Source organism: Sphingomonas limnosediminicola, from assembly GCF_039537965.1.
Classification (GTDB): domain Bacteria; phylum Pseudomonadota; class Alphaproteobacteria; order Sphingomonadales; family Sphingomonadaceae; genus Sphingomicrobium; species Sphingomicrobium limnosediminicola.
This window is the reverse complement of record NZ_BAABBM010000001.1, coordinates 2,187,907-2,204,135: the sequence shown is the minus strand read 5'-3', so window position 1 is coordinate 2,204,135 and position 16,229 is coordinate 2,187,907. Positions and strand designations below refer to the sequence as shown.

Below are 16,229 nucleotides of genomic sequence, written 5' to 3'. Positions count from 1 at the left end.
ACCTTGGGCGGCCGTCATTCACAAGCATTCGCTCGGTTCATTCGCGGAACCATCGAGCCTATGCACCGGTTTCATCGGCCATCCAGCCCGCTCGGAGCGATTTACCCATGCACATTCGCCGCATTCTGCCAGCCGTAACATTCGGTTGTTCGATGATGGCTCTCGCGGGCTGCCAATCCGCCCCGCCGCCCATGGCGAGGCCGGCGGCCTTCGTCCCGCTCGGCGTTTCGGCACCCTATTTGTCTGGTGACGTGATCAGCGGTCATCGCGCGCGTGCCGCGAAAATGAAGGCGGCGAAGATTCGTCCTCTCAGCCAGGTCGCGGCATCGGCCTATATGGCCGACCTCGATCGGGAGCTACGCCAGCAGACGGCAGGTATTGGCCTCGACGTCCTGAACCTCGGCAGCAGCATCGTCATCCGCATTCCGGCGACCTTCACCTTCGATGCCGGCAGCGCCGCGGTGAAGGCGCAGACCGACGCCACGCTCCTGGAGATCGCAAGGACGGTGAAGACCCGGAACCAGACTTTCGTCGACGTGCTCGCGCACACCGACACGTCGGGCACGCCGCAAGGCAACCTCGCCCTCTCGCAGAAGCGCGCCGCGGCGGTCGCGACTTATCTTTCGGGCCATGGGGTGTCGAAGGCGCGCATCGCCTCGCATGGTCTTGGCGAGAGCGTCCCGCTCTACAATCCGGAGACGACAGAGGCCGAGAAAGCAGCGAACCGCCGAATCGAAATCCGGCTGGTGCCCTACACAGGCTAGCGTCGCTTGCCGAAGAAACGCCGGAGCTGTTCGGCCGCTTCTTCCTCGCCGATCCCCCCGAGCACGTCGGGTCGGTGGTGACAGGTCGGCTGCGTGAAGATTCGCGGACCGTGGACCACGCCGCCGCCCTTTGGGTCCTCGGCACCGAAACGCAGGAACTTGATTCGGGCAACCGAGATGGCGGCGGCGCACATCGCACAAGGCTCCAGCGTCACCCACAAAGTGCACTCGTCCAGCCGGGAGGTGCCGAGCTTCGCCGCCGCCGCGCGGATCGCTTCCATCTCGGCGTGCGCCGTCGGATCGTGCGACGATCGCATTGCATTGCGTGTCTCTGCGACGACGTCGTCGCCAAGCGTGACCACAGCGCCTACCGGCACCTCGCCGTCCCTTGCCGCTTCGGCAGCGAGGTCGAGCGCGCGGCGCATCGGCAAGGGCAATGGAAAGCTCATCGCCGGCGCCGCTAGCTCAGGCGGTGCCGCAAGTCACATCACTGGGCGTTGGTGGTAGCCGGCGCGGCCTGGTTGCCCGGTGTCTGGATCTGCAGCGAGGGAACTTTCACCGTCGTCTCCTTCGTGCCGACTTTCACCGATCCCGTCTGGACCTTGAAGGCCGGCGCTTCGCCGCCCTTGGCAGTCACGCCATTACCTGAGGCGGAAAGTTCCGGCGCCTTGGCCGGGCGCACCTGGCTGATGTTCACGTAGCCACTGCCAACGGCCGCTAGGACCGCCACCACGGCGATAATCAGGATTAGGACCAGTGCGCGCATGTCGTTTTCGCTTCCCTGTTCAAATAACTGTCGCCGGACTCAACAGCCGTTTCGTCGTCCAATAACGCAAGGAACAGGGACCGGTTGCTGTTGTATCAATCAGGCTCAACGTTGACGAGCAAGTCCCAAGCCGCTAACGGGCGGCGCTCTTCGGGCCTTTCACAGGCTCGTCCAAAATCAGGATTTAGACCATGTCGCGCGTTTGCGAGCTGACCGGCAAGGGCCGGCAGGTGGGTAACAACGTTTCCCACGCCAACAACAAGACCAAGCGCACGTTCCTGCCGAACCTGCAGAACGTGACGCTCATCTCCGACGCCCTTGGGCAGAGCGTAAAGCTGCGTGTTTCGACGCACGGCCTACGTTCCGTCGAGCATGTCGGCGGTCTGGACAATTGGGTCCTCAAGACCAGCGACGAAAAGCTCAGCACGAAGGTGCGCCGCCTGAAGCGCGAGATAGCCAAGAAGGTCGCTGACCAGGCCGCTTGAGGCCTGCTCTAACCCGCTGAACTAACGAGAGTTTTCCTGAACGCAGGCTGCAACCTGCGTTCAGCATCCATTGGCCGCGAATCGGCCATACACCCCCTCATTGAGCGGGTTTCCCCCTTTTCCTGCTCTCGTCCGGAGACGGACCATTTCCCTCGCGTCGCGTAACGAGGGGGGCCCGGCGTGCGTAGTTGCGCCGGGCCCATTTTTTTATGCGGTCTCGAAAAGCTGGGCGAGCTGGTCAACCATCGCACCTGCGAGCTGGTCCGCATCCATGATCGTCACCGCGCGAGAGTAGTACCGCGTAACGTCGTGCCCTATGCCGATGGCAATCAGCTCGACGGGCGACTTCTTCTCGATCCAGTCGATAACCTGCCTCAGGTGGCGCTCAAGATAGCTCCCGCCATTTGCTGACGCCGTGGAATCGTCGACCGGCGCGCCGTCGGAAATCACCATCAGGATGCGCCGCTCTTCTGATCGCGCGATCAAACGATTATGCGCCCACAGCAGCGCCTCGCCGTCGATATTCTCCTTGAGAAGGCCTTCGCGCATCATCAGCCCGAGATGCCGCCGCGCATGTCGATAAGGCTCGTCGGCCCTCTTGTAGAGGATATGGCGAAGGTCATTCAGTCGCCCCGGATTCGGCGGCCTTCCAGCGGAGAGCCACGATTCGCGGCTCTGGCCACCTTTCCAGCCGCGGGTCGTGAAACCGAGTATCTCCGTTGCGACACCGCACCGCTCAAGCGTCCGCGCAAGGATGTCGGCACAAATCGCCGCAATTGCGATCGGCCGCCCGCGCATCGATCCTGAATTGTCGATCAGAAGCGAGACGACGGTGTCGCGAAATTCCGTGTCGCGCTCTACCTTGTAGCTTAGCGAATGAGCCGGACTGACGATGACTCGGGCCAGCCGCGCGGCGTCCAGCAACCCTTCCTCCTGGTCGAAGTCCCAGCTGCGCGTTTGCTGGGCCAGAAGCCGCCGCTGCAGGCGGTTGGCGAGACGGCTTACGACGTTCTGGAGGCCGCCCATCTGCTGGTCGAGATACGCCCGAAGCCGCGCAAGCTCCTCTTCGTCGCACAGGTCCTCGGCTTCCACGATCTCGTCGAACCGGGTCGTGAACGCCTTATAGTCGGTGTCCGGCGAGAGGTCCCAGTTGCGGCGGCTCGGCGAAGCGAAGACGCTCTCGCTCATCTCGTCGCCGGTTGACGCTTCCTCCTCGCCGGCTTCCATTTCCTGCGTGGTGTCGCCTTCGGTCGACTGGTCTTCGGTCTCTTCGCCGCGCATCTCGACGTCGCCGCCGCCCGGCTGCCCCTCTTCGCCTTCGTCCGCGGTCTCGTCATCTCCGCCGTCGTCACCCTCGGCGTCGTCACCCGCTTCGTCCGGCTCGTCCTCAAGCGGCTCCTCGGCCGCCGCGAGACCGAGATCCTCGAGCAGCCGGCGCGAGAGTTTCGCGAACGCCGCTTGGTCGTCGAGCGTCAGCGCCAGGGCGTCGAGCTCGGCAGCGGCTCGCTCTTCGATCCAGTTCGACACGAGCTTGAGACCCGAAGCCGCGGATGCGGGCGGTGGCGCGCCGGTCAGGCGTTCTCGAGCAATCAGGCCGACCGCTGTCGCGAGCGGCACTTCCTCGGCGCTGCGGGCGCGGACGATGGCGTCAGCGCGGACGCGGGCCTCGGTCAGATGGGCGAGGTTATCGCGGACACCTCCCATTGCACAGGCGCCCAGGGCCTCGACACGCGCCGTCTCAAGGGAATCGAAAACCGCCCGCGCGTCTGCGTCCACCGGCGCCGTGCGAGCGTGGATACTGGGATCGTGATAGCGAAGACGAAGCGCGGCAGCATCGGCCGCTCCGCGTGCCTCGGCGACGAGCTTGGGCTCGAGATTTGCGCCGGGGGACGGCACGCGTGCCGTCTTTCCGGCGCTCGGCGCGGCGTCCGACGCGAAGGCGACATCGAGCTCGGCATCGCGGGCGATGGCGCGCGCGGCGCCTGCCAGCGCCCGGCGGAACAGGTCGATGCGCTCAGCCATGAACTTGCTGTAGCGAGAGGCCCAAGGGCCGCAAAGTCCCGATTTGGGATAGGCTCCGGACCGCGTTCAAAAATTTAAATCCCTGATATGGTTAGCGAATCGTTGACTCATGAATTCGGCAGTTGCAGCTTGGTCACTTGGCGCGCCTCGCCCGAGTTGCGTCTGTGTATGGGGATCGCGCCCGTTGCGCGAGTTAAGAACGAGGGGTGACTTATGGCAATTGGAGACCCAAATCGCGGGCTGGATCCGTATGCCGGCGATACATATCGCGGCAAGCTGATCGGCAATCTCAATGTCGTTCGCCAACATATCGATTCCGGCACGATGCTGGCGGTCCCGACCGACGGCGTCATCACGTACGGCTTTTTTACAGGCAATCATGCGGTCAGTCTGAACAACAACCCGCATTTCGGCGAGGGCAAGGGCTATACGCCGTTCAGCGACGCGCAGAAGGCTGCCGCCACGGCGGCCATTGGCCTGTGGGACGACCTCGTTCCGCTCACCTTCGTCAATGTGGGCGACGTCAGCACCAGCGAGTGGGCGCGTAACCAAGCAACCATCCTTCTCGCCAACACCACGACTGGGCCGGCGCAGGCCTGGGCATATTATCCTGGCTACGGTAAACAGTACGCCCGCCTCAGCAGCGACGTGTGGACGGCCACGCCGGATGAAAACGGCAGCAATGGCTGGCTAAAGTTCGGCGGCTATGGCGAAACCACGCTGATCCACGAACTGGGCCATACGCTCGGCCTGTCGCACCCGGGCGCCTACAACTTCGGCCCCGGCTTCGCGGTGACCTACACCAACGGCGCCGAATATGCGCAGGATAGCAAGCAGTACACGATCATGTCCTACTGGTCGGACCGTGAGACGAACGCCCTGGTTACGACCTGGAACGTGTTCCTCGCCGGTCAGCCGCAGACCCCGATGGTACACGACATTTATACTATCCAGCAGAAGTACGGCGCCGATCCGACGACGCGCGCGACGGACACGACATACGGGTTCAATTCGAACGCCGGCAAGGACGTCTTTGACTTCAACAAGAACCCGTATCCGATGCTGTCGGTTTATGACGCGGGCGGCAACGACACGATCGACTTGTCGGGCTTCTCGGCTGGACAGTTCGTCGACCTGCACGCTGGGTCGTTCAGCTCGATCGGCGGAGCTCCTGCAACGCTGACGAAGACCAATGCCGATCGCGCTCAATGGAACGTGGACTCGGGTTCGCACGCCGGCGATCCCTATTACCTCGCTCCACTGACGACGACCGACTACAACAACCTAGTCTCGACTCGCCTGCCGATCATTGAATCGCGCATCACGGCGACGACCGGCGTGAGCGGTATCCAAGCCACCGAGTTCAACAACTTCTCGATTGCCTATGGGACCACGATTGAGAATGCGACGGGTGGCTCGGCGCGCGACCTTCTGTGGGGCAACGACGTCGCCAACGTGCTGAAGGGCATGGGCGGCAATGACGTGCTCAAGGGCTTTGGCGGTAATGACACGCTCTACGGCGGTGACGGCAACGACACCTTCGTGTTCGTGAAGGACGGGTCGACCGACACGATCGCCGACTTCCAGACAGGCGCGGACAAGATCGATCTGACGGGCATCGCTGGCGCAACAGCGGGCTACGCGGTCTACGATGCAGCTACTCACCAGCTGAAGGTCGACGTCGACCACAACGGCATTTACGATGCCAACGACGTTTACATCAGCAGCATGGCCGCGATCGCTACGACCGACATCCTGTTCCACGCCTAAGCGGGAGCTTATCGATCAGGGGCGTCGCTCTGCGGAGCGGCGCCCCTTTTCTTTTGCCTATTTCTTGAAGCCAAACTTCTTCTCGAGCTCTTCGCGGGTGAACGTGCGCTGTTGCTGCCCCTCGCCGTCCAACGGGTGGAAATTGCCGGTCTGCAGTTCGTAAACGCCGGGCCCGATCTCCTTGTACCACGCGTGGTCCGCGGGCGCGCCGTACTGCTGCAGCCAGGCGAGATATTCGTCGAGCGAATGGAAGCGCTGATTGATCGGCAGGTTCTCGTCAGTCACTTTCGCCCCCTCGGTTGCGGCCGCGGTTTTTGTGGCCTCGGAATTCGCTACATTAGTTTGCGTGGCGCTGCATGCGCTCAGCAGGATCGCACCGGCGAACCCTGACGCGGCGTACGTAAGAGTCTGATCCACAACAAATTCTCCGACCGTCTCGATTTGGGACAAGATTTCGGCAGCTCAATTCAAAAAACTTAAAACGCTATGCGAATTAGGTTTGCAAGCATTCGCTAACCATGGTGTCTTCCGACCTCGCGCCTGGGGTGGCGCAGTAAAACAGGGGTCCATTTGCCATGTATTCCAGAGGCTTCGACAGCTTTTTCGCATTCAACGACTCAGGCGCCGCAGCGTCGCCGAATTACGACCTTTCATTCATGACCGGCAGGTCGATCTCGGCGCAGCCGAAGACCACTTGGGACGGACCCGCCGCCGGCTCGGTTGGTGGGTCTCTGGATGGCACTCCCGAAGTCGAGCAATTCTTCGCGGTCCAACTGACCGCGGGCGTTACCTACTCTTTCGCTGAGCGTCCGACCGCCACCGGCGGCATCGAGGATCCCTTCCTCTACCTGCTTAATTCGAGCGGTGGCCTGATTACCTATGACGATGACGGCGGCGCTGGACGCTCCTCGCTGCTCAGCTACACCCCGACGGTCTCGGGCACTTACTACCTTGCGGCCGGTTCATGGGTGAACGACTTCAACGGCGGCGGCGACGCTGGCAGCTTCACGCTCTACCAGTGGGATTCGACCCAATCCGATGCTGGCGGCACGCTCGCCACGGCCATGTCGATCACGACAGGAACGACTTTCGGCAACAGGGCAAGCGGCTCGGACATCGATATATACAAGATCGAGCTGACCGCGGGCCAGTATTACAGCTTCGGCTATTCGGGTGGCTATGACGGCGCGGGCGAGACCGGAACGGTCGCCAGAGTCCAGCTTCTCGATTCTGCCGGCAACATCATCGTCAATCCAACCGTTACGGCTGAAACCGGCCTCGGCTATTTCGCGCAGACAAGCGGCACTTACTACGTGAAGATCACGCCGTACGCGGGTACCGCGAAGGGCGGCTACACGCTCGATGTTACGGGCGTTGACCCGGCGACCAAGGATCCGCTGGACGCGATCCGCTGGAAGAGCGCGAACAACATCCCGACGCACGACGTCGACGGCGTGCCGACGGCCACAGTCTACTTCGGTGCCGCCGGCGAAAACTTCGGGCAGACCGGCGATGACGGCAATCCGATGGTCACGCTGGGCTGGACCCAGACCCAGATCAATTCGGTGATGAACGCGCTGAACACGTCGTACACGCCGATCACTGGCATCCACTACGTCCAAACGACAGATGCGAGCACGGCGACGTTCCGCCTCGCGACCGATCACTCGACTCAGTATGGCGCTTATTTTGATCCGCAGGACCCGGCCTTCGGCGCCTCGCAGGGGGTTGGCGTGTTCAACGTCGACAGCGGCGGCTTCACGATCGACGCGAGCCTTCAGCAGGGCGGCTTCTCCTATGCCGTCGTACTGCATGAGTTCGGCCACGCGCACGGTCTCGCCCACCCGCACGACACCGGCGGCGGATCCGACATCATGCTCGGCGTTAGCGCTTCGCAGGGTTCTTACGGCATCTACGACCTCAACCAGCAGGTCTATACCGTGATGTCGTACAACTACGCCTGGCCGCTGGATCCGGACGGAACGCAGCCGTTCACGCGCGCCACGGTCGGCGCCGGCTGGAACGGGTCGCTGAGCGCGTTCGACATCGCTGCGCTGCAAGATCGCTACGGCGTTCACGCCAACGCGACCGGCAACGACACCTACACGATCGCGGACGATCAGCCGCATGCCTTCTACCAGACAATCTGGGACACCGGCGGAAACGACACCATCGTCTATACCGGCCTGAAGGACGCCCAGATCGATCTGACCGCAGCTACCCTCGATTACTCGCCCACGGGCGGCGGCGTCTTGTCGTTCGCTCACGGCGTATTCGGCGGCTACACGATCGCCAACGGCGTCGTGATCGAGAATGCTACCGGTGGCGGCGGCAATGACGTCCTGCTCGGCAACACTGCCAACAACGTCCTCACCGGCAATGGTGGCAACGACACGTTGATGGGCCGTGACGGCAACGATACGCTGATCGGCGGTGCCGGAAACGACAGCCTGAACGGCGGCACTGGAGTCGACACGGCGAGCTATGCCGGCGCGACGGCTGGCGTGACCGTGAACCTGACCGCCGGGACGGCAACGGGCGGCGCGGGAAGCGATACGCTCGCGTTGATTGAAAACGTGATCGGCTCTGCATCCCAAGACCGCATCATCGGCGACACCAACGTGAACAAGATCGCCAGCGGCGACGGCATCGACGTGGTCACACTCGGTGGCGGCAACGACATCTTTGTGGCCGAACAGGGCACGAAGATAGCGGCCAAGACCGGCACCTTTTCCTGGGACGTCATCACGGACTTCGATCAGGCCGGCGATGATCTCATCGACGTCAGCGGTCTTGGCTCGTTCCACTGGATCGGATCGGCCGCGAACAAGTCGGCGTTCGATCTAAGCTACAAGATGTTCGACAGCGTGAACGGCGCCGAGAAGGCGCTGGGCATCGACATCGACGGCCAGCCGGGTGCGTCGCAGACCGGCCCGGTGACCATCGTTTATGGCAACACGGATGGCGGATCGCCGGACTTCGCGATCGTCCTGCTGAACACCAGCAGTGTCGATGCAAGCGACTTCATTTTCGGGGCGACGAGTGCGAGCGCGATGGCTTCGGCCGCCGTGCAGCTGCACTCTGACTATATGTTCCTCTAAGGAACGACCTGGAAGATGGGCGCCTCGGCTTCGGCCGCGGCGCCCTTTTTTTATGCCTTCGAAGTGATGCTTTCGGGCAGGTCTGTGCCGAAGACGCGCTGGTAATATTCAGCGATCAGCGCCCGCTCGGTCTCGTCGCACTTGTTGAGGAAGCTCACCCGAAAGGCATAGCCGACATCGCCGAAGATATGCGCGTTCTGCGCCCAGCTGATGACCGTGCGCGGGCTCATCACGGTCGAAATGTCGCCGTTCATGAAGCCCTGGCGCGACAGCTCGGCAACCTTGATCATCTTTTCGACGATCTCCTTGCCGCCCGGCTCATCGTATTCGCCCGACTTGGCCAGCACGATCTGTGCTTCCACCTGCGCCGGCAGGTAATTGAGTGTGGTGACAATGTTCCAGCGATCCATCTGGCCCTGATTGATCGCCTGCGTGCCATGGTAGAGGCCCGTCGTGTCGCCAAGGCCAACCGTGTTCGTCGTGGCGAAAAGCCGGAACCAGGGGTTCGGCCGGATGACCCGGTTCTGGTCGAGCAGGGTCAGCTTGCCCTCGGCTTCCAGCACGCGCTGAATGACGAACATCACGTCCGGCCGCCCGGCATCATATTCGTCAAAGACTAGCGCGACCGGGTGCTGCAGCGCCCACGGCAGAAGACCTTCGCGGAATTCGGTGACCTGCTGGCCCTCGCGAAGCACGATCGCATCCCGCCCGACGAGATCGATACGGCTGATATGCGCGTCGAGGTTTACGCGAATCATCGGCCAGTTCAGCCGGGCCGCGATTTGCTCGATATGTGTGGACTTGCCCGTACCATGATAGCCCTGGACCATCACGCGGCGGTTCTTGGCGAAGCCCGCGCAGACCGCCAGCGTCGTATTCGCGTCGAAGACGTAGGTGGGGTCGAGGTCCGGAACCCGCTCGTCCGCCTCGCTGAACGCCGGTACTTCCATGTCCGAATCGACGCCGAACAGGTCGCGTACCTTCACCACCTTGTCGGGCGAGGCGAGCAGGGTCTCGGAGCGGCTTTCGGGCTGGACGTTGGAAATGTCGGTCATGAGCGGGCCTTAGGTGAACGCAGCGCGCGTCTCAACGTTCAAGCGACTTTCTCGGGCAACGGAAAGAGCGTCCGGAAACGCCGGGCGAGTTCCATGTCCCCTTCGATGCGGATCGTTTCGAACGGCGCGCCGCCGTGGATGACCGCGGCGACATCGGTCGGAGATCCGACGAAAGTGACGGCGCAACCCTCCGGGTCGCGGCGGTCGACGTCCAGTCGGCCCTCCTTGATCGTCGCGACATAGGCAGCTTCGCCGAGCCGAAAGCCGACGCAAGCGTCAAAGCCCTTGGCGAGTTCGGGCGACAGCAAGGTCTGGAGCGACATCAGCAGCGAGACGTGGCTCATCGGCAGGGTAGGGTCATGCAGCGGACTGCGCGCGGCCCAGCGGCCCAGCGACGCGATGACCGGCACTGCCTCCAGGCCCCAGCTCGTCGCTTCATAAACCTGCACCGAAGCTGGCGGCGGCAGCTTCACCTTGCGGACGAGTCCCCTGGCCTCGAGTTCCGTCAGCCGCTGCGTCAGCACATTGGCGCTAATCCCCGGCAAGTCGGCTTTTAGCTCAGAAAAACGCCGCGGCCCGTAGGCCAGCTCGCGCAGCACCAACATTGCCCAGCGCTCGCCGAGTAGGTCCAGCGCATGTGCCAGCCCGCACGCGTCGTCATAACGCCTGCCATCCTTTTTCGGCAATTCGGTTAGTTTTTCTAACTGCATGGTTGCAATTTATGACTAGGCGGCTCAAAAAGCAAGCGAATCGAGTCGCAAAGAGGAGAAACAGCGATGTCGCGGATGATTTTTGTGAACCTGCCGGTCACCGACCTTCAGAAGTCCAAGGCCTTCTACGAGGCAATCGGCTTCAGGAACGAGCCCAAGTTCAGCAACGACGCCGCGGCGATGATGGTCCTTTCTGACACCATCTCGGTAATGCTGCTCACTCATCCCTTCTATGCAACGTTCACCCGCAAGCCGATTGCGGACGCCCACAGCAGCAGTCAGGTGCTGCTTTGCATTTCCTGCGACAGTCCCGCGGAAGTCGACAAGATCACCGATGCAGCCGGCGCGGCGGGCGGAAAGATCGACGTTTCGCAGGAAGACCAAACGAAGGGCGGACCGATGTATGGCCGCGATTTCGAGGATCCGGACGGCCACCAATGGTCCCCAATGTGGATGGATCCCGCCTTTGCCGAAAAGGGCGCGCACCCGGTCGATGAGTCCGCCGCAGCGTAACATTGTCTGGTTAGGAGGAAAAAATGCCAGTCGATCAGAACGCGGCGATCGAGATCACCGCATTTCGCTGGGTCCCGGAATTCGCGCAGGGCGTGGTTCGCGACCTGCGCGTCCGCTGGGCACTTGAAGAAGCCGGACTCAGTTATCGCGTCCGCCTTCTCGGCCAGGACCGACCGCCCGAATATCTACTCGAGCAGCCTTTCGACCAAGTCCCCTGCTTCAGCGACGGCAAGGTGCGAATTTTCGAAAGCGGCGCCATCGTCCAATACATCGGCGAGCAATCCGAAACGCTGCTGCCGACCGACGACCAAGGCCGCTTCCGCGCGATCCAGTGGACGTATGGCGCGCTGAACAGCGTCGAGCCCGCGATCCTCAATCTCCTCCTTGTCGATATTTTCTATGCCGGTGAGGAATGGGCCAAGCTCCGCCGCCCGGGGGCGGAAGACTTCGTGAAGCTGAAACTGAAGCGCGTGTCCGAATGGCTAGGCGACAGCGCGTGGCTGGAAGACCGCTTCACCATCGGCGACTTGCTGATGATCACCGTACTCCGCTTCCTTCGCCACACCAAACTCGTCGATGAATTCCCGAACCTGTCAGACTATCTGAAACGCGGCGAGGCGCGTCCGGCTTTCCAGCGCGCGCTTGCCGACCAGCTTGCAACTTACGCCGCCAATCAACCGCAACTGGAAGGAGAAGCAGCATGAGCTACATCGACGGTTTCATTCTCCCGCTGCCGAGGGGCAAGGAAGACGAATATCGCAAGATGGCGGAGATGTTCGCCGGGAAGGCGACCAAGCTCGGCGCGATCGGCAGCGTCGAGGCGCTGGGCGACGGGCTCGAGCATGGCCACACCACTGATTTTTATCGTGCAGTGCAGGCAACTGAAGACGAGAATGTCGTCTTCTCCTTCATCATCTGGCCCGACAAGACGACGCGCGATTCCGCGTGGGAGAAATTGATGGCGGATCCCGAAATGCAGCCGGGCGCGCAGCCCATGCCGTTCGACGGCAAGCGCATGTTCTGGGGCGGCTTCAATCCGCTCATCAACACGCTCGAGAAGGTCGCTCAGCCCGCCTGAGCCACATGGAAGGAGCCGAAAATGACCGACGTCCGAACCGACCCGGCGCCGACGGCGACGCCGCGTGCCCAAAACGATCAAGGCGACTTCATTTGGTACGAGCTGATGACCACCGACCCTGACGGCGCGAAGGCATTTTACGACACCGTTGTCGGCTGGAACGTTGAGAGCGCGTCCCAATTTCCCAACGGCTATCGAATGATCGGCCGCAGCGATGGCGGCTTTGCCGGCGGTGTGCTGCCACTCACGGACGAAATGCAGCAACACGGGGCCCGACCGACATGGCTCGCTTACATCAGCGTCACTGACGTCGATGCGGCCCACGACCAGATCGTAGCAGCGGGCGGCAAGTCGCTGATGGCTCCTTTCGACATTCCTAATATCGGGCGCGTGGCGATGGCGGCCGACCCATTCGGTGCGCCGTTCTACCTGATGAAGCCGACGCCACCGGCGGACAATCCGGACGCGGTTAGCGACGTCTTTTCACCGACGGCCGAACAGCGCGTCGGCTGGAACGAACTCCAAACCGGCGACGTCGACGGCGCGCGCAAGTTTTACGGCGACCAGTTCGGCTGGAACAGCGACGACTTCATGGACATGGGTCCGATGGGGAAATACCGCTTCTGGGATTACAGCGGCACGCGTCTTGGCGCACTTTTCAACGCCGACCCCAACCAGCATCCGCACTGGCGCTTCTACTTCCGCGTCCCTTCCATCTCGGCGGCAAAGCAGCGCGCGGAGGCGGCCGGCGGCTCCATCCACATGGGTCCCCATCAGGTTCCGACCGGCGATTACATCGTCATCGGTTCCGACCCGCAGGGCGCGGAGTTTGCGCTCGTCGGCGGCGAATAAGAGGAGGAAAGCATGAGGAACAAGATGACGACGTGCCTGTGGTTCGATCACGGCGAGGCGAGCAAGGCCGCCGCATTCTACGCAGCGACATTTCCCGACACCAAGGTCGGCAGGGTCAACCGCGCCCCCGGCGACTTTCCCGGCGGTTCGGAGGGCGCTGAGCTGACAGTCGAGTTCACCCTTCTTGGTCGCGAATTCGTGGGCTTGAACGGCGGCCCGAACTTCAAGCCGAACGAATCCGTCAGCTTCATGGTCGTTACCGAGAACCAGGAAGAAACCGACCGCTACTGGAACGCCATCACGCAGAATGGCGGGCAGGAAAGCGCGTGCGGCTGGTGCAAGGACAAGTGGGGTTATTCGTGGCAGATCACGCCACGAGTCCTTCTCGATGCCACCACCAGTTCCGACAAGGCGGCTGCCAAGCGCGCGCTCGAGGCGATGATGACCATGCGGAAGATCGACATCGCCACGATCGAAGCCGCGCTCGCCGGGGCACCGGCCGATGCGTAAGCTCACCGGCGCCGTTTTCCAGTCGCTCGACGGCGTCATGCAGGCGCCGGGTGGGCCGGAGGAAGATCCGACGGGCGGTTTCCGGCTCGGCGGCTGGTCGTTTGACTTCTGGGACGAAAGCCTCGAGCAGCCGTTCGGCAAGGTGATCAACGCCGATTACGATCTGCTGCTGGGCAAGCGGACCTACGACATTTTCTCCGCTTTCTGGCCGCACGACCAGGACGACCCGATCGGCGCGAAGTTTCAGCGCATCAACAAGTACGTACTGACCCATTCGGACGCACCGCTGACCTGGGACAACAGCCACAAGTTGTCCGGTGACGCGGCCAACGCCGTTGCCGAGCTTAAGCGAAGCGAAGGACGGGATTTGCTTATCCAGGGCAGCAGCACGCTCTACGTTCCGCTGCTCGCGGCCGGCCTTATCGATCGCTTGGTCGTGATGGTCTTCCCGGTCGTGCTCGGTAAAGGAAAAGGGATCTTCAACGGCTCGCAAATGCCCGAGGCGCTCAAGCTCGTCGAAAGTTTCGTCTCCAACAAGGGCGTCGCCTTCCTCGCCTACGAGCCGGGCGGCGATGTGCCGATCGGTTCCTTCGCCACCAAAGAGCCCAGCGAAGCCGAATTGAAACGGCGCGAGAAATTCGCACGGGAGGATGCATGAGCGAGTTGCGTGACGCAGCAGCGATGGCGAGGGCGAGCAGCAAGCCCTTTCCCAACGAGAGCGACGAATACCGCGACGCTCGGACCAAGCTTCTCGCCGAGGAAATCGAGCTTCGCCGTCAAAACCTGCGGGTTGCCGAATTGCGCCGCGCGCTTCCTCCCGGCGGTGAGGCCAGCGACAGATACCGCTTCCTCGACGCCGACGGAAAGGAGCATCGGCTTGCCGATCTGTTCGGCCACCACGACACGCTCTTCAGCTATTTCTGGATGTATGGGCCGGAGCGCGAGCGTCCCTGCCCGATGTGCACCTCGTTTGTCGGTTCGCTCGACATCCCGTCGGTTGATATCGAACAGCGCGTCGCGCTCGCCATCATCGGCCGCTCGCCGGTGGCGCGGCAGCTCGAGTTCGCGCGCGAACGCGGCTGGGATCATCTCAAATTCTACCAGTCGGTCGGCGACGATTTCGCGCGCGACTATCGAGGGCTCGGCGACGACGGCAGCGAATGGGCAATGGTCCAGGTATGGAAGCGCGAAGGCGACAAGGTGCGCCTGTTCTGGGCCGCTGAGGGCGGACCGGAAACCGCCGATCCAGGCTTCGATCCGCACATGGCGCCCGACCCGACGCCGCTGTGGAACATCCTCGACCTGACGCCCGGCGGCCGCGGCACGGACTGGTATCCCAAGCTGGAGTACAATTCGTGAGCCTGGAACTCTACGGCCACCCGTTCAGCAGCTACACTTGGAAAGCGCTGATTCCGCTCTACGCCAATGAAACGCCGTTCGACTTCCGGTCGCTCAACCCCGGCGATGAGGAGCAGGGCAAGTTCCTCAAGCGCGTGCATGCCGCAGGCAAATTCCCAGTGCTCGTCGATGGCGACAGGACGGTGATCGAGGCCACCAGCATCATCGAATATCTTGCAGTGCACCACCCCGGCCCGGCACCGCTGATTCCCGCGGATCCTGACGAGGCGATCACCGCCAGGATGCTCGACCGCGTGTTCGACAATTATGTAATGGCGAACATGAACCGGGTCGTGGCCGCCTATTTCCTCGATCGCGACAATCCGATGGCCGGACCGAGGGAAACGCCTGACAGCAAGGAAATCCAGGCGGGCAAACGAGGACTTCGCCAGGCCTACGCCTGGCTGGAGCGCTGGCTGACGGACAACAAGCTGCCGCCGCACGTGTCGATCGTAACAAGCGCAGCGGCGCCGTCGCTGTTCTACGCGGATTGGGTCGAGCGCATTCCCGAGGATTGCCCACGACTGGCGGCGTTGCGCGCCGAGCTGCTGGCGCTTCCGCCAGTCAGCCGATGCGTCGAGGACGCGCGCTACTTCCGGCCCTATTTCCCGCCGGGCGCGCCCGACCGCGATTAAGCGAAGGCGGGCAATTTCCTGAGCAGCTGATAGGCGGCGATCACCTCGGTGAGCTTGCCCTCATGCGATCTGTCCCCGCCATTCTTGTCGGGGTGGTAGCGCCGGACGAGCCCGGAATAGCGCTGGCGGATCGCATGCCGGTCAGCATCCTCGCCGAGCCCGAGCACGTCGAGCGCCCGCCGCTCGTCCTTGCTGAAGCGCGACGGCTTGGCACGCTCGCGGATGTTTCCGAAGCGGCCCGTGATCGCATCGAGCGGATCGGCGAAGTCGCTCCACTTGGGCGGCGGGTCCGCACCGTTTGCGGCGAAGCGGCGGCTTGGCCGTTCCCAGCCGCCAAGCGGCGATTGAGCTTCGTGGATTTCGTCCGGACTCATGCCATCGAAGAAGTTGTACTTCGCATTGTGCTCCCGGATGTGATCGAGGCACAGGAAACGCCACGCCCCCGGTCCGTCGAAATCCGCGGGTTGGAGCGGGGCCTTGAACTCGCCGGGCCCATCGCAGCCAGGGACGGCACAGTTCGCCTGCGCCCCCTCGACCCGCCCGTGCCATCTGGATTGTTTAGTCACCATT

At 62.7% G+C, this 16,229-nt stretch carries 19 protein-coding genes; 12 read left to right on the top strand and 7 right to left on the bottom strand.

The annotated features are described in order from the left end of the window. Positions 1–191 precede the first annotated feature (191 nt). Positions 192–764 (top strand): OmpA family protein, encoded by a 573-nt coding sequence (locus tag ABD704_RS11170; RefSeq protein ID WP_344699764.1) that lies wholly within the window; start codon positions 192–194, stop codon positions 762–764. On the opposite strand, the gene ABD704_RS11165 is transcribed toward ABD704_RS11170, so the two are convergent. Together ABD704_RS11165 and ABD704_RS11160 are read right to left on the bottom strand one after the other, a co-directional pair. Beyond that, positions 761–1,213 carry a nucleoside deaminase gene (locus ABD704_RS11165; protein WP_344699763.1) on the bottom strand — a complete coding sequence of 151 codons (453 nt, stop codon included), beginning with the start codon at positions 1,211–1,213 and terminating at the stop codon, positions 761–763. The two genes, ABD704_RS11170 and ABD704_RS11165, sit on opposite strands and share 4 nt — an antisense overlap. A gap of 38 nt (positions 1,214–1,251) precedes the next feature. After that, positions 1,252–1,530 carry a hypothetical protein gene (locus tag ABD704_RS11160; RefSeq protein ID WP_344699762.1) on the bottom strand — a complete coding sequence of 93 codons (279 nt, stop codon included), beginning with the start codon at positions 1,528–1,530 and terminating at the stop codon, positions 1,252–1,254. A 191-nt stretch (positions 1,531–1,721) separates the two neighbouring features. On the opposite strand from ABD704_RS11160, the gene rpmB reads away from it, so the two are divergent. Next, positions 1,722–2,015: a 50S ribosomal protein L28 gene (rpmB, locus tag ABD704_RS11155; protein ID WP_344699761.1), complete on the top strand. Its 294-nt coding sequence runs from the start codon at positions 1,722–1,724 to the stop codon at positions 2,013–2,015. A 207-nt stretch (positions 2,016–2,222) separates the two neighbouring features. Here rpmB and cobT read toward each other — a convergent pair whose 3' ends face one another. After that, positions 2,223–4,037, bottom strand: a complete 1,815-nt coding sequence (gene cobT, locus ABD704_RS11150; protein ID WP_344699760.1) for a cobaltochelatase subunit CobT — start codon at positions 4,035–4,037, stop codon at positions 2,223–2,225. Positions 4,038–4,250: 213 nt separating this feature from the next. On the opposite strand from cobT, the gene ABD704_RS11145 reads away from it, so the two are divergent. Then, entirely contained in the window at positions 4,251–5,807 is a 1,557-nt protein-coding gene (locus ABD704_RS11145; RefSeq protein WP_344699759.1) for a M10 family metallopeptidase C-terminal domain-containing protein, read from the top strand. 57 nt (positions 5,808–5,864) lie between these two features. Here ABD704_RS11145 and ABD704_RS11140 read toward each other — a convergent pair whose 3' ends face one another. Then, positions 5,865–6,092, bottom strand: a complete 228-nt coding sequence (locus ABD704_RS11140) for a hypothetical protein (protein ID WP_344699758.1) — start codon at positions 6,090–6,092, stop codon at positions 5,865–5,867. A gap of 290 nt (positions 6,093–6,382) precedes the next feature. Here ABD704_RS11140 and ABD704_RS11135 point away from each other — a divergent pair, with 290 nt between their 5' ends. Next, positions 6,383–8,908 (top strand): M10 family metallopeptidase C-terminal domain-containing protein, encoded by a 2,526-nt coding sequence (locus ABD704_RS11135; protein WP_344699757.1) that lies wholly within the window; start codon positions 6,383–6,385, stop codon positions 8,906–8,908. 50 nt (positions 8,909–8,958) lie between these two features. Here ABD704_RS11135 and cobS read toward each other — a convergent pair whose 3' ends face one another. Both cobS and ABD704_RS11125 read right to left on the bottom strand, forming a co-directional pair. Continuing rightward, complete coding sequence (cobS, locus tag ABD704_RS11130; RefSeq protein ID WP_344699756.1) at positions 8,959–9,963, bottom strand: cobaltochelatase subunit CobS; 1,005 nt, start codon at positions 9,961–9,963, stop codon at positions 8,959–8,961. Between the two features lie 38 nt (positions 9,964–10,001). Continuing rightward, a complete protein-coding gene (locus tag ABD704_RS11125) occupies positions 10,002–10,673 on the bottom strand; it encodes a winged helix-turn-helix transcriptional regulator (protein ID WP_344699755.1) in 672 nt (223 codons plus the stop codon). 66 nt (positions 10,674–10,739) lie between these two features. Between ABD704_RS11125 and ABD704_RS11120 the strand changes: the two genes are divergently transcribed. From ABD704_RS11120 to ABD704_RS11085, 8 genes are read left to right on the top strand one after another with little or no spacing between them, the layout of a single operon-like run. Further along, positions 10,740–11,186, top strand: coding sequence for a VOC family protein (locus tag ABD704_RS11120; protein ID WP_344699754.1), 447 nt, complete (start codon positions 10,740–10,742; stop codon positions 11,184–11,186). Positions 11,187–11,209: 23 nt separating this feature from the next. Continuing rightward, positions 11,210–11,890, top strand: coding sequence for a glutathione S-transferase family protein (locus ABD704_RS11115; protein WP_344699753.1), 681 nt, complete (start codon positions 11,210–11,212; stop codon positions 11,888–11,890). After that, positions 11,887–12,264 carry a DUF1428 domain-containing protein gene (locus tag ABD704_RS11110; protein ID WP_344699752.1) on the top strand — a complete coding sequence of 126 codons (378 nt, stop codon included), beginning with the start codon at positions 11,887–11,889 and terminating at the stop codon, positions 12,262–12,264. The genes ABD704_RS11115 and ABD704_RS11110 overlap by 4 nt, the downstream gene beginning before the upstream one ends. Positions 12,265–12,285: 21 nt before the next feature. Further along, positions 12,286–13,116 (top strand): VOC family protein, encoded by an 831-nt coding sequence (locus ABD704_RS11105; RefSeq protein WP_344699751.1) that lies wholly within the window; start codon positions 12,286–12,288, stop codon positions 13,114–13,116. A gap of 12 nt (positions 13,117–13,128) precedes the next feature. Continuing rightward, a complete protein-coding gene (locus ABD704_RS11100; protein WP_344699750.1) occupies positions 13,129–13,626 on the top strand; it encodes a VOC family protein in 498 nt (165 codons plus the stop codon). Beyond that, the gene (locus tag ABD704_RS11095) at positions 13,619–14,284 is read left to right on the top strand and encodes a dihydrofolate reductase family protein (protein WP_344699749.1); all 666 of its coding nucleotides are present in this window, start codon (positions 13,619–13,621) and stop codon (positions 14,282–14,284) included. Before ABD704_RS11100 ends, ABD704_RS11095 begins: the two co-directional genes overlap by 8 nt. After that, complete coding sequence (locus ABD704_RS11090) at positions 14,281–14,985, top strand: DUF899 family protein (RefSeq protein ID WP_344699748.1); 705 nt, start codon at positions 14,281–14,283, stop codon at positions 14,983–14,985. The genes ABD704_RS11095 and ABD704_RS11090 overlap by 4 nt, the downstream gene beginning before the upstream one ends. After that, positions 14,982–15,659 carry a glutathione S-transferase family protein gene (locus ABD704_RS11085; RefSeq protein WP_344699747.1) on the top strand — a complete coding sequence of 226 codons (678 nt, stop codon included), beginning with the start codon at positions 14,982–14,984 and terminating at the stop codon, positions 15,657–15,659. Before ABD704_RS11090 ends, ABD704_RS11085 begins: the two co-directional genes overlap by 4 nt. Here ABD704_RS11085 and ABD704_RS11080 read toward each other — a convergent pair. Continuing rightward, positions 15,656–16,225, bottom strand: a complete 570-nt coding sequence (locus tag ABD704_RS11080) for a DnaJ domain-containing protein (RefSeq protein WP_425565429.1) — start codon at positions 16,223–16,225, stop codon at positions 15,656–15,658. The genes ABD704_RS11085 and ABD704_RS11080 overlap by 4 nt on opposite strands. Positions 16,226–16,229: the final 4 nt, after the last annotated feature.

What these genes read in the sequence shown, in the direction of transcription:
- ABD704_RS11090 (WP_344699748.1), top strand. Translation starts at nt 14,281, where the DNA reads ATGAGCGAGTTGCGTGACGCAGCAGCGATGGCGAGGGCGAGCAGCAAG.
- ABD704_RS11120 (WP_344699754.1), top strand. Translation starts at nt 10,740, where the DNA reads ATGTCGCGGATGATTTTTGTGAACCTGCCGGTCACCGACCTTCAGAAG.
- ABD704_RS11105 (WP_344699751.1), top strand. Translation starts at nt 12,286, where the DNA reads ATGACCGACGTCCGAACCGACCCGGCGCCGACGGCGACGCCGCGTGCC.
- ABD704_RS11100 (WP_344699750.1), top strand. Translation starts at nt 13,129, where the DNA reads ATGAGGAACAAGATGACGACGTGCCTGTGGTTCGATCACGGCGAGGCG.
- ABD704_RS11095 (WP_344699749.1), top strand. Translation starts at nt 13,619, where the DNA reads ATGCGTAAGCTCACCGGCGCCGTTTTCCAGTCGCTCGACGGCGTCATG.
- ABD704_RS11135 (WP_344699757.1), top strand. Translation starts at nt 6,383, where the DNA reads ATGTATTCCAGAGGCTTCGACAGCTTTTTCGCATTCAACGACTCAGGC.
- ABD704_RS11160 (WP_344699762.1), bottom strand. Translation starts at nt 1,530, where the DNA reads ATGCGCGCACTGGTCCTAATCCTGATTATCGCCGTGGTGGCGGTCCTA.
- rpmB (WP_344699761.1), top strand. Translation starts at nt 1,722, where the DNA reads ATGTCGCGCGTTTGCGAGCTGACCGGCAAGGGCCGGCAGGTGGGTAAC.
- ABD704_RS11170 (WP_344699764.1), top strand. Translation starts at nt 192, where the DNA reads ATGGCGAGGCCGGCGGCCTTCGTCCCGCTCGGCGTTTCGGCACCCTAT.
- ABD704_RS11165 (WP_344699763.1), bottom strand. Translation starts at nt 1,213, where the DNA reads ATGAGCTTTCCATTGCCCTTGCCGATGCGCCGCGCGCTCGACCTCGCT.
- ABD704_RS11125 (WP_344699755.1), bottom strand. Translation starts at nt 10,673, where the DNA reads ATGCAGTTAGAAAAACTAACCGAATTGCCGAAAAAGGATGGCAGGCGT.
- ABD704_RS11115 (WP_344699753.1), top strand. Translation starts at nt 11,210, where the DNA reads ATGCCAGTCGATCAGAACGCGGCGATCGAGATCACCGCATTTCGCTGG.
- cobS (WP_344699756.1), bottom strand. Translation starts at nt 9,963, where the DNA reads ATGACCGACATTTCCAACGTCCAGCCCGAAAGCCGCTCCGAGACCCTG.
- cobT (WP_344699760.1), bottom strand. Translation starts at nt 4,037, where the DNA reads ATGGCTGAGCGCATCGACCTGTTCCGCCGGGCGCTGGCAGGCGCCGCG.
- ABD704_RS11145 (WP_344699759.1), top strand. Translation starts at nt 4,251, where the DNA reads ATGGCAATTGGAGACCCAAATCGCGGGCTGGATCCGTATGCCGGCGAT.
- ABD704_RS11110 (WP_344699752.1), top strand. Translation starts at nt 11,887, where the DNA reads ATGAGCTACATCGACGGTTTCATTCTCCCGCTGCCGAGGGGCAAGGAA.